Source organism: Pseudomonas sp. AM4(2022) (genome assembly GCF_036346515.1).
GTDB lineage: Bacteria > Pseudomonadota > Gammaproteobacteria > Pseudomonadales > Pseudomonadaceae > Aquipseudomonas > Aquipseudomonas paracarnis.
Map to the genome: position 1 here is coordinate 125,977 of NZ_JAOTNW010000015.1, position 11,407 is coordinate 137,383.

Below are 11,407 nucleotides of genomic sequence, written 5' to 3' on the forward strand. Positions count from 1 at the left end.
CGCGGCGAATTCTTGGCAGGTTTGCCGCCCCATCTGGCTTATTCACTAGGTTCTACACCCATGCGTCGTACCCTGATTTCCATCTGTGTGCTCCAGGCGTTTTCCCCTTTCGTGTGGGCAGAGCAAGTGCCTGCCGAGAATGCCAGTATCGAGCTGCAAGCCACCAATGTGACCGCGACCGCGGACCTTGAGTCGGCCCAAGGCCCCGTGCAGGGCTACCACGCCACACGCTCAGCCAGTGCGACGCGCACCGACACTGCCATTCATGAAACCCCGCAGTCCATCAGCGTGGTGTCCAAGGACGTGGTCGAAGACCTCGGTGCAACGCGCCTGCAGGATGCCCTCGATTACGCTGGAGGTGTGGGCCGTGCCAATAATTTCGGCGGCCAGGGCCTGACCACCTTTACCGTGCGCGGCTTCACCACGGGTGAGTTCTACCGCAACGGCTTCCCGATCAACCGCGGTTACCCGAACATGCCGGACGCCAACACCATCGAGCGTCTTGAAGTGCTGCGCGGCCCCGCGACCATGCTCTACGGCCGTGGCGACCCAGGTGGCACCTTCAACGTGGTGTCCAAGCAGCCGCTGGCCGAACGCACCGTCACCCTGGGCAGCCAGCTCAATGACCAGGGCATGAAGCGCGGCACCCTGGATGCCTCCGGCCCGCTGGACGAGGAAGGCCGTCTGGCCTATCGCCTGAACGTAGTGGGCGAGGGCGGCGACACCTTCCGCGATCACGTCGAGACGGAACGCTACGGCGTGACACCGGTGATCACCTGGCAGGCCACCGATGACACCAAGGTGACCTTCGAAGGCGATTTCATGCGCAACAACCACCCGCTGGACCGTGGCCTGACGCGCTTCCCCAACCAGCGCGGCACGCCCTCGCGTGATACGTTCTGGGGCGACAAGGGCGCTGGCAAGCTGCACAACGACAACAACATGGCGCAGTTGCGTTTCGAGCATGCACTGAACGACAACTGGGCCCTGGGTGGCGGTTTCCAGTGGTTGGACGGCAGCTTGAAAGGCAATGCCATCGAAGCCAACGGGCCCGGCAGCCTGGGCGCCGATGGCCGCACCCTGCAACGCAACTTCAACTACCGCAAGCTGGAATGGACTGACAAGGACTATCAGCTCAACCTGACTGGGCACTTCTCCACGGGCGGGTTTGATCACACCTTGCTTACCGGTATCGAGTACGAGGACTACGACTACAAGTCGATTATCCAGCGTTCCAGCGCCGCGGCGGGCACCTATCCAATTGACATCTTTAACCCGGTGTACGGTCAAACCCGTCCGGCGCTGACCCGAACGCCGACCCACGATAAGGAAAACCTCAAGACCTACGCGGCCTTCGTGCAGGACCAGGTTGCCCTCACCGAACGGCTGAAAGTACTGGCGGGTGCCCGCTTTGAGCGTTTCGAGCATGATTACCAGAACTATGTTGGTAAAAGCTGGCAGGCCGCCGACAACGCCGTCACCCCGCGCGTGGGTGTGATCTACGACCTCACCGACACCGTCGCTGTCTATGCTGACGCCGCACGTTCGTTCAAACCCAACACTGGCGCCAGCCGGGAAGGTGGTGGTTTTGCGCCGGAGAAAGGCAAGTCCTACGAGATGGGTATCAAGTGGGAGGCGCTGGACCGGCAGTTGAGCGTTGATGCGGCGATCTATCAGATCGAGAAGAAAAACGTGCTGACCACCGACCCCGTGGACAATACCTTCAGTGTCGCGGCTGGCCAGGTGCGCAGTCGGGGCTTCGACCTCAATGTGGCAGGCAACCTCACGCCCGAATGGCGCGTAATCGGCGGCTATGCCTACGTGGATGCCGAAGTTACCCGTGATAACACTTTGCGCTCCGGCACTCGCTTGATGAACATCCCGCGCAACAGCTTCAGCCTGCTCAACGTCTACGAGTTCCAGGATGGCGCGCTCAAAGGCCTGGGCCTGGGCGCCGGCGGCAAATACGTCGACCAACGCGCCGGCCAGACCGCCAATACGGCATTCTCCATGGACGCCTATACCGTGGTCGACCTGCTCGGTTACTACAAGGTCAATGAGCAGGTGCGCTTGAACCTGGATGTGAAGAACCTGTTCAACCGTGAGTATGAAGAAGGCGCGTTCGGCAATATCTACGCTTACCCCGGTGCACCGCGAACTGTGCAGGTGGGCGTCGCCTACACCCTGTGATGAACAGCTGCGATACGACGCAGGATCTGTGGCAAGGGAGCTTACTCCCGCGACGGCGCCTATCTACCTGACGCCCCGCGTTCCAACTGTGGGAGCTGGCTTGCCTGCGAAGACGGCCCGCCAGCCGACACTTATCTACCTGACGCGCCGCGTTCCAACTGTGGGAGCTGGCTTGCCTGCGATGACGGCCCGCCAGCCGACACTTATCTACCTGACTCCCCACGATCCAACTGTGGGAGCTGGCTTGCCTGCGAAGACGGCCAGCCAGCCGACACTTATCTACCTGACTCCCCACTATCCAACTGTGGGAGCTGGCTTGCCTGCGAAGACGGCCAGCCAGCCGACACTCATCTACCTGACTCCCCACGTTCCAACTGTGGGGGCTTGCCTGCGAAGACGGCCCGCCAGCCGACACTTATCTACCTGACTCCCCACGATCCAACTGTGGGAGCTGGCTTGCCTGCGAAGACGGCCTGCCAGCCGACACAGGGTGTCAGACCGAGTACATATCCATTCCTGCGGTAACGGCCACTTAGGGTTCCGCTTTTACAGCGGGTCACTTTTGGAAAAGAGCCCCAAAAGTAACCAAAAGGGCTCTTGCCCCACCACTCGGCACCTCGCCTAGGCTCGGTGTTCCCGTAATCCGCCAGTAATTTGGGGGGCCCCCAAATCCCTGTCGAATTCCGGCCAGCGTGGTTTAACGGGGCGCCTAAGATCAAGATCAAAAGCAGATCAAGAGCAAGAGCAAGATCAAGAGCGGCTCGCTTCGCATCGTGGTTACTGTTGGCTGCTGCAACCTACAAAGTTGTGTCGATACCTATGGATATCGCAGGCGAGCCATCACCCACTTGCTGTCCGAGCGCCAGGCCGTCCTCGCGCTGAAAAAAGAGGGCGATAACACCTGCCCCATGGCCAACAATAACAGTCAGGAATGACGCGGGCTCACAACGGCGTCAACACATTCATCACCGTGTCCAGCGCCACCCGGGTGTCATCCAGTTGCACCAGCGACGCATGCCGCGCACCCAGGGCATCACGGTTCTGGATCGCCGTGAGGATCGCCTTGTGCCGAGGCAGACTCAGGCCCTGGATGTCCGGGCGGCGGTTGGTGATGTTGATCGACTCGCGCAACGGCAGCGAGAGCATGTTGCACATATAGGCGAGCAGGTCGTTGCGGGTGGCGTCGGCAATTGCGCGGTGGAAGTCCAGGTCGGCCTGTAACAGGTCCTCGTGGGTCTTGGCGGTTTCCATGCCCTGGTAGGCGTGTTCGATGGTGGCGATGTCTTCATCGGTGGCGGTGGTCGCGGCCATGGCGGCGATTTCCGGTTCGAGGATGCGGCGCACCCCGGCCAGGGTGTTGAAGAACTCGCTGTGGGGCGTGGACTGCATCAACCAGGACAGCACGTCCGGGTCGAGCAGGTGCCATTTCAAGCGTGGCCGTACCACCGCGCCCACCCGTGGCTTGGAATACACCAGGCCCTTGGCGCTGAGCACCCGCGTGGCTTCGCGCAATACCGAGCGGCTGACCTGGTATTCCTCGCACAGCGTGGCTTCCATGGGCAAGCGTTCTTCAGGCTTGAAGCGGCCGGAAACGATGTGCATGCCCAAGTCCTGAACGATCTGGGCATGCTGGCTCTTGCGCGGCTTGGGCGGCTGGTGATCCATAACGACGGGGAGGCTCTGGCTTAGATTCGCCGCATCATAGCATCCCAATTAGTGGGAATGCCGTGGGACTTCTGCCCCGCGACAGCCCACCAGGAAGTCAAAGTCACAGCCTTGGTCGGCCTGCAGCACATGGTCGATGTACAGCTGGCGATAACCGCCGACGATGAGGTTTTGCGCGGGCGGCAGGTCGGCCATGCGCGCTGCCAGCTCGGCGTCTGGAATGTCCAGGTGCAGGCGGCCATTGGCGCAATCGAGTTCGATCCAGTCACCTTCCTTCACTGTCGCCAACGGCCCGCCGGCAGCGGCTTCCGGGGCCACGTGCAACACTACGGTGCCGTAGGCGGTGCCGCTCATGCGTGCGTCGGAAATGCGCACCATGTCCGTCACGCCCTGGGCCAGCAGCTTGGCGGGCAGGCCCATGTTGCCGACTTCGGCCATGCCGGGGTAACCCTTGGGGCCGCAGTTTTTCATGACCAGGATCGAGTTGGCATCCACGTCCAGCTCCGGGTCGTTGATGCGTGCCTTGTACATGTCGAAGTTCTCGAACACCACGGCGCGGCCACGGTGCTGCATCAGTTCGGGGCTCGCTGCCGAAGGCTTGAGCACCGCGCCCAGGGGCGCGAGGTTGCCACGCAGCACGCAGATGCCGCCGTCGGCGCGAATCGGGTTGTCCAGGGTGCGGATCACTTCGTCCTGGCCGTAGATCGGTGAGTCCTGGGTGTTCTCGCCCAGGGACTTGCCGTTGACCGTCAAGGCATTGGGGTGCGGAATCAGGTTGGCTTCACCCAGGCGGCGCAGCACGGCAGGCAGGCCACCGGCATAGTAGAACTCTTCCATCAGAAAGCGCCCGGAGGGTTGCAGGTCGACAATGGTCGGCATGCCGCGCCCGATGCGGGTCCAGTCATCCAGGTCGAGTTCGACGCCGATGCGCCCGGCGATGGCTTTCAGGTGGATCACCGCGTTGGTCGAGCCGCCGATGGCCGCGTTCACGCGGATAGCGTTTTCGAACGCCTCCTTGGTGAGGATCTTCGACAGCTTCAAGTCTTCACGCACCATCTCCACGGCGCGCATGCCCGACATGTGCGCCAATACATAACGGCGTGCATCCACTGCCGGAATCGCCGCGTTGTGGGGCAGGGACGTGCCCAGCGCTTCGGCCATGCAGGCCATGGTCGAGGCCGTGCCCATGGTGTTGCAAGTGCCCGCCGAGCGCGACATGCCGCCCTCGGCCGCGAGGAAATCATCCAGGGTGATGGTGCCAGCCTTGACCTGTTCGCTGAGCTGCCACACCACGGTGCCCGAACCGATGTCCTGGCCCTTGTGCTTGCCGTTGAGCATCGGCCCGCCGGTGACCACGATGGCCGGCACGTCGCAACTGGCGGCGCCCATCAGCAGCGCCGGGGTGGTCTTGTCGCAGCCGGTGAGCAGCACCACGCCATCAATCGGATTACCGCGAATCGCTTCTTCCACATCCATGCTCGCCAGGTTGCGGGTGAGCATGGCGGTAGGGCGCAGGTTGGATTCGCCATTGGAAAACACCGGGAACTCCACCGGGAAGCCTCCGGCCTCGATCACGCCACGCTTGACGTGCTCGGCGATCTGGCGGAAGTGCGCGTTGCACGGCGTCAGCTCCGACCAGGTGTTGCAGATGCCGATGATCGGCTTGCCATGGAACTGATGGTCGGCAATGCCTTGGTTCTTCATCCAGCTGCGGTACATGAAACCGTTCTTGTCGGCGGTACCGAACCACTGGGCAGAGCGTAGGCCGGGCTTTTTGTCAGGCATGATCGATTCTCTTATTGTATGACTATATGTTCTATGCGTGCTTAAACATAAGCGCAAAATCGCCGCTTTGGAAGTGTTGTTTTGCAAATAGTCATACTATATAGTCGATCCTAACTGAGGTATGGCCCTGGCGGATTTCGTCAGAGGCGTCCCCCGAGCTTCTATAAAAACAACAATCGGAGATCGACCCCATGAGCCAGGAACTGCGGCTTATTCGGCGCATCACGCTGAAACTGATTCCCTTCCTGATCCTGCTGTACCTGATCGCCTACGTGGACCGTTCCGCCGTAGGGTTCGCCAAGCTGCACATGGGCGCTGACGTGGGCATCGGCGACGCCGCCTATGGCCTCGGTGCCGGGTTGTTCTTCATTGGCTATTTCCTCTTCGAGATTCCTAGCAACCTGATGCTCGACCGCTTCGGCGCGCGGCGCTGGTTTGCGCGCATCATGATCACCTGGGGCGCCATCACTATCGGCATGGCGTTCGTGCAGGGGCCGCACAGCTTCTATGTGATGCGCTTTCTGCTGGGCGCGGCAGAGGCGGGGTTCTTTCCGGGCGTGCTGTACTACATCACCCAGTGGTTCCCGGTGCGCCATCGCGGCAAGATCCTCGGGCTGTTTATCCTCTCCCAACCTATTGCAATGATGATCACCGGCCCGGTGTCCGGCGGTTTGCTCGGCATGGACGGCATCCTCGGCCTGCACGGCTGGCAGTGGCTGTTCATCGTGATCGGCACCCCGGCGATCCTGCTGACCTGGCCGGTGCTGCGTTACCTGCCGGACGGCCCCCAAAAGGTCAACTGGATGAGCGAGGAAGAAAAAGCCTGGCTCACCGGCGAGCTGCACAAAGACCTGCAAGCCTACGGCCAGACGCGCCACGGCAACCCCTTGCATGCGCTCAAGGACAAGCGCGTGTTGTTGCTGGCGCTGTTCTACCTGCCGGTGACCCTGAGCATCTACGGCCTCGGCCTGTGGTTGCCGACCCTGATCAAGCAGTTTGGCGGCAGCGACCTCACCACCGGCTTCATCTCCGCCGTGCCCTACATCTTCGGCATCATCGGCCTGTTGATCATCCCGCGCAGTTCCGACCGTTTGAACGACCGTTACGGCCATCTCGCCGTGCTCTATGTATTGGGCGCCATCGGCCTGTTCTGCAGCGCCTGGCTTAGCGTGCCAGTGCTGCAAATGGCCGCGCTGTGCCTGGCGGCGTTTGCAATGTTTTCCTGCACCGCCGTGTTCTGGACCCTGCCGGGGCGCTTCTTTGCCGGCGCCAGTGCGGCGGCCGGTATTGCCTTGATCAACTCGGTAGGCAACCTCGGCGGTTATATCGGCCCGTTCGTGATCGGTGCGCTCAAGGAGTACACCGGCAACCTGGCCTCAGGCTTGTATTTCTTATCCGGTGTGATGGTGTTCGGGTTGCTGCTGACCCTCGTGGTCTACCGCTTGTTGGAACGCAAGCACGTGCTGCCCGTCGACCAATTCGCCGCCAGCGCCCGTGGCGCCACACGCACTTAAATCCAGGAGAACCTGCATGCGTTTAGTTCAGTTCGAGTTGAGCAACGGTGAGCGCCGCGTCGGCGTGGTAGAAGGCAACCAGGTGCGCGAAGTGCGCGGCGCCCACAGCGTGCGTGAACTGGCGCTGGCCGCCATCGAAGCCGGCGGCAAGTTGCAGCAACAGGTGCAAGCCCTCGGCCTGGGCGCCAGCCACGACTACACCGCCTTGTTGGCGGAACACAAAATTCTGCCGCCGCTGGACCACCCGGACCCGGCCCACATGCTGATCAGCGGCACCGGCCTCACCCACCTGGGCAGTGCCTCGGCCCGCGACAAGATGCACCAGCAGGCCGGCGACGACAGCGCGATGACCGACACCATGCGGATCTTCAAATGGGGCGTGGAGGGCGGCAAACCAGGCGCCGGCCAGGCCGGTGTGCAACCGGAGTGGTTCTACAAAGGCGATGGCAGCATCGTCGTGCGCCCGGGCCAGGCCTTCCCGGTGCCGCCGTTTGCCGAAGACGCCGGTGAAGAACCGGAAATCGGCGGCCTCTATGTGATCGGGCATGACCGTAAACCCTATCGCTTGGGTTTTGCGGTGGGCAACGAGTTCTCCGACCATGTGATGGAGCGCAAGAACTACCTGTACCTGGCCCATTCCAAGCTGCGCAGTTGCAGCTATGGCCCGGAGCTGCGCGTGGGCGAACTGCCCGAGCATCTGGCGGGCACCAGCCGCATTCTGCGCAACGGCGAGGTGATCTGGCAGAACGAATTCCTCAGCGGCGAGGCCAATATGTGCCATAGCCTGGAAAACCTCGAATACCACCACTTCAAATACAGCCAATTCCTCAAGCCGGGCGATGTGCACATTCACTTCTTCGGCACCGCCACCTTGTCATTCGCCGACGGTATACGTACCCAGCCGGGCGATGTGTTCGAGATCAGCCAGGCTGAATTCGGCGCGCCGTTGATCAACGGTATCGGCAGCAGCGATGCGGCATTTGAACCCGGCCAAGTCACCCCCCTTTAAGGAGATCAACATGACCCCGTTCCTCGGCCACAACTACATCGGCGGCCAGCGCAGCGCCAATGGCAGCATCAAGCTGCAAAGCATCGACGCTACTACCGGCGAAGCCTTGCCCCAGGATTTCTACCAGGCCACCGCCCAGGAAGTGGACGCCGCCGCCCAGGCCGCGGCCCAGGCGTACCCGGCCTATCGCGCCTTGAGCGCCGCACGGCGTGCGCAGTTTCTGGATGCGGTGGCCGATGAGCTGGACGCCTTGGGCGATGACTTCGTCGAACTGGTCTGCCGCGAAACCGCATTGCCGGCCGCACGCATCAAAGGCGAACGCGGGCGCACCAGCGGCCAGATGCGTTTGTTCGCCACGGTGCTGCGCCGCGGTGACTTCTACGGGGCGCGTATCGATAAGGCCCTGCCAGAGCGCCAGCCGCTGCCGCGCCCGGACCTGCGCCAATACCGCATCGGCCTCGGCCCGGTGGCGGTGTTTGGCGCCAGCAACTTCCCCCTGGCGTTTTCCACCGCCGGTGGCGACACCGCTGCCGCGCTGGCCGCCGGTTGCCCGGTGGTGTTCAAGGCCCACAGCGGGCACATGGCGACCGCCGAGCGCGTGGCCGATGCGATCATTCGTGCCGCCGAGGCCACCGAGATGCCGGCGGGCGTGTTCAATATGATCTTTGGCGGCGGCGTCGGTGAGGCGCTGGTCAAGCACCCGGCGATCCAGGCGGTGGGCTTTACCGGCTCACTCAAAGGCGGCCGCGCCCTGTGCGACATGGCCGCGGCGCGCCCGCAACCGATCCCGGTATTTGCCGAGATGTCGAGCATCAACCCGGTGATCGTGCTGCCCCAGGCGCTGCACGCCCGCGCCGAAAGCATCGCCCGCGACCTGACCGCCTCGGTGGTACAAGGCTGCGGCCAGTTCTGCACCAACCCAGGCCTGGTGATCGGTATCGCCTCGCCTGCGTTCACCGCGTTCACACAACAAGTGGCGCAATTGATCGGCGAGCAACCGGCGCAAACCATGCTTAATGCCGGCACCCTGGGCAGCTACGGCAAGGGCCTGGAAAAACTCCGGTCTCACCCGGGCATCCAGCATCTGGCGGGCAGCGCGCAATCGGGCAATCAGGCGCAACCGCAACTGTTCAAGGCGGATGTGCGTCTGTTGATTGACGGCGACGAAGTGCTGCAGGAAGAAGTGTTTGGCCCCACCACGGTGTTCGTCGAAGTGGCTGATCAGGCGCAGCTCAGCGCCGCCCTGAAGGGGCTGCACGGGCAATTGACCGCCACGCTGATCGGCGAACCGGCCGACCTGCAACAGTTCACCGAACTCACGCCCCTGCTGGAGCAGAAAGTCGGGCGCATCCTGCTCAACGGTTACCCCACTGGCGTGGAGGTGTGCGATTCCATGGTTCACGGCGGGCCGTACCCGGCGACTTCCGACGCCCGTGGCACCTCGGTCGGCACTTTGGCTATCGACCGTTTCCTGCGCCCGGTGTGCTTCCAGAACTACCCTGATAGCCTGCTGCCCGACGCGTTGAAAAACGCCAACCCCTTGCGTATTCAGCGCCTGGTAAATGGCACGCCATCGCGCGAATCGCTGTAACCGATCAGGAGGCTTCATGTCGTTGAGCGCAGTCACCCCGCACCGTGCCCGGTTGGGCGAAGGGCCGTTCTGGGATGTACCGACCCAGGCCCTGTATTGGGTGGATATCGCCGCGCGCCAGGCGCTGCGCCTGCTGGGCGGGCAGTTGCAGGTGTGGCAGTTGCCCGAGCACGTCTCGGCGTTCATCCCCTGTGAACGCGGCGATGCGCTGGTGACCTTGAGCAGCGGCGTGTATCGCCTGGACATGGCCACCGAAGCCTTGACCCTGCTGTGCGTAGCCGACCCGCAAGCGGGCAACCGCGGCAATGAAGCACGTTGCGATGCCCTGGGCCGGCTGTGGTTGGGCACCATGCAGAACAACATCGGCGAGCAGGGCGAAGACCTGCCGATTACCCGGCGCTCCGGTGGTTTGTTTCGCATCGATGCCGATGCGCGGGTCACGCCGTTGCTGACAGGGCTGGGCATTCCCAACACCCTGCTTTGGAACGAGGAGGGCAGCCAGGTGCATTTCGGCGACAGCATGGACGGTACGCTCTATCAGCATTCGATCCAGGCTGACGGCCAACTCGGCGCCGCCCAGGCCTGGTTCGGGCCGCACACACGCGGCGGGCCGGATGGCTCGGCCATGGACGCCGACGGCTACATCTGGAACGCGCGTTGGGACGGCAGTTGCCTGCTGCGGCTAACGCCTTCAGGTGAGGTGGATCGCATTATCGAACTGCCGGTCAGCCGTCCCACCAGTTGCGTGTTCGGTGGGCCCGAGCTCACCACGCTGTACATCACCAGTGCCGCGAGCCCATTGGATCACCCCCTTGATGGTGCGGTATTGGCCATTAAAGTCGACGTGCCAGGCAAGCCCTGTCACCGCTTTGCCGGATAAACCAAACGCGCTGTTGTGGCGAGGGAGCTTGCTCCCGTTCGACAGCGCAGCTGGAGCCGGCTTTTTTGGGGGCGCTGCACACCCCAGCGGGAGCAAGCTCCCTCGCCACAACAGTACCCGTACACAAAACGAACATTGAAAAAAAACAACAACAAGGAGTCACCCGTATGAATCGTCGTCGTGGTTTGCGTTCCCTGTGCTGCGCCGCTGTGGCGGTCTCGGCCATGAGCTTGAGCGGCCTGTTGCTGGCCGCTGAAGAAGTGAAAATCGGTTTTCTGGTCAAGCAGGCCGAAGAGCCCTGGTTCCAGACGGAGTGGGCGTTTGCGGAAAAAGCCGCCCAGGACAAAGGCTTCAAACTCATCAAGATCGCGGTGCCCGACGGCGAGAAAACCCTCTCGGCCATCGACAGCCTGGCCGCCAACGGCGCCAAAGGCTTCGTGATCTGCCCGCCGGACGTGTCCCTGGGCCCGGCCATTGTCGCCAAAGCGAAGGCCAACGGCTTGAAAGTGATGGCCGTGGATGATCGCTTTGTCGATGCCAAGGGCAACTTCATGGAAGACGTGCCGTACCTGGGCATGGCCGCATTTGAGGTGGGCCAGAAGCAGGGCGCGGCCATGGCCGCCGAAGCGAAAAAACGCGGTTGGGACTGGAAGGACACCTATGCGGTGATCAACACCTTCAACGAACTCGACACCGGCAAGAAGCGCACCGACGGCTCGATCAAGTCGCTGGAGGAAGCTGGTATTCCTAAAGATCACATCCTCACCGCCCCC

The 11,407-nt window shown here is 62.6% G+C and carries 8 protein-coding genes; 6 read left to right on the forward strand and 2 right to left on the reverse strand.

The window, feature by feature from the left end:
* Window positions 1-60: 60 nt before the first annotated feature.
* Window positions 61-2,190, forward strand: a complete 2,130-nt coding sequence (locus tag ODQ19_RS20240) for a TonB-dependent siderophore receptor (protein WP_330211066.1) — start codon at window positions 61-63, stop codon at window positions 2,188-2,190.
* A 942-nt stretch (window positions 2,191-3,132) separates the two neighbouring features.
* On the opposite strand, the gene ODQ19_RS20245 is transcribed toward ODQ19_RS20240, so the two are convergent.
* Window positions 3,133-3,855 carry a FadR/GntR family transcriptional regulator gene (locus ODQ19_RS20245; RefSeq protein ID WP_057704148.1) on the reverse strand — a complete coding sequence of 241 codons (723 nt, stop codon included), beginning with the start codon at window positions 3,853-3,855 and terminating at the stop codon, window positions 3,133-3,135.
* 48 nt (window positions 3,856-3,903) lie between these two features.
* Window positions 3,904-5,640 carry an IlvD/Edd family dehydratase gene (locus ODQ19_RS20250; protein ID WP_019817288.1) on the reverse strand — a complete coding sequence of 579 codons (1,737 nt, stop codon included), beginning with the start codon at window positions 5,638-5,640 and terminating at the stop codon, window positions 3,904-3,906.
* Window positions 5,641-5,831: 191 nt separating this feature from the next.
* Between ODQ19_RS20250 and ODQ19_RS20255 the strand changes: the two genes are divergently transcribed.
* From ODQ19_RS20255 to ODQ19_RS20275, 5 genes are all read left to right on the forward strand, one after another.
* Window positions 5,832-7,154: an MFS transporter gene (locus tag ODQ19_RS20255; protein ID WP_330211067.1), complete on the forward strand. Its 1,323-nt coding sequence runs from the start codon at window positions 5,832-5,834 to the stop codon at window positions 7,152-7,154.
* Window positions 7,155-7,170: 16 nt separating this feature from the next.
* On the forward strand, window positions 7,171-8,163 hold the full coding sequence (gene araD1, locus ODQ19_RS20260) for an AraD1 family protein (RefSeq protein ID WP_330211068.1): 993 nt from the start codon (window positions 7,171-7,173) through the stop codon (window positions 8,161-8,163).
* A gap of 10 nt (window positions 8,164-8,173) precedes the next feature.
* Complete coding sequence (locus ODQ19_RS20265; protein ID WP_330211069.1) at window positions 8,174-9,754, forward strand: aldehyde dehydrogenase (NADP(+)); 1,581 nt, start codon at window positions 8,174-8,176, stop codon at window positions 9,752-9,754.
* A gap of 16 nt (window positions 9,755-9,770) precedes the next feature.
* Window positions 9,771-10,634, forward strand: a complete 864-nt coding sequence (locus ODQ19_RS20270; RefSeq protein WP_330211070.1) for an SMP-30/gluconolactonase/LRE family protein — start codon at window positions 9,771-9,773, stop codon at window positions 10,632-10,634.
* A 167-nt stretch (window positions 10,635-10,801) separates the two neighbouring features.
* On the forward strand, window positions 10,802-11,407 hold a 606-nt coding region (locus ODQ19_RS20275; RefSeq protein ID WP_330211071.1), incomplete at its 3' end, for a substrate-binding domain-containing protein.

Coding starts and splice junctions, on each gene's coding strand:
- ODQ19_RS20240 (WP_330211066.1), top strand. CDS start 61: ATGCGTCGTACCCTGATTTCCATCTGTGTGCTCCAGGCGTTTTCCCCT.
- ODQ19_RS20245 (WP_057704148.1), bottom strand. CDS start 3,855: ATGGATCACCAGCCGCCCAAGCCGCGCAAGAGCCAGCATGCCCAGATC.
- ODQ19_RS20250 (WP_019817288.1), bottom strand. CDS start 5,640: ATGCCTGACAAAAAGCCCGGCCTACGCTCTGCCCAGTGGTTCGGTACC.
- ODQ19_RS20255 (WP_330211067.1), top strand. CDS start 5,832: ATGAGCCAGGAACTGCGGCTTATTCGGCGCATCACGCTGAAACTGATT.
- araD1 (WP_330211068.1), top strand. CDS start 7,171: ATGCGTTTAGTTCAGTTCGAGTTGAGCAACGGTGAGCGCCGCGTCGGC.
- ODQ19_RS20265 (WP_330211069.1), top strand. CDS start 8,174: ATGACCCCGTTCCTCGGCCACAACTACATCGGCGGCCAGCGCAGCGCC.
- ODQ19_RS20270 (WP_330211070.1), top strand. CDS start 9,771: ATGTCGTTGAGCGCAGTCACCCCGCACCGTGCCCGGTTGGGCGAAGGG.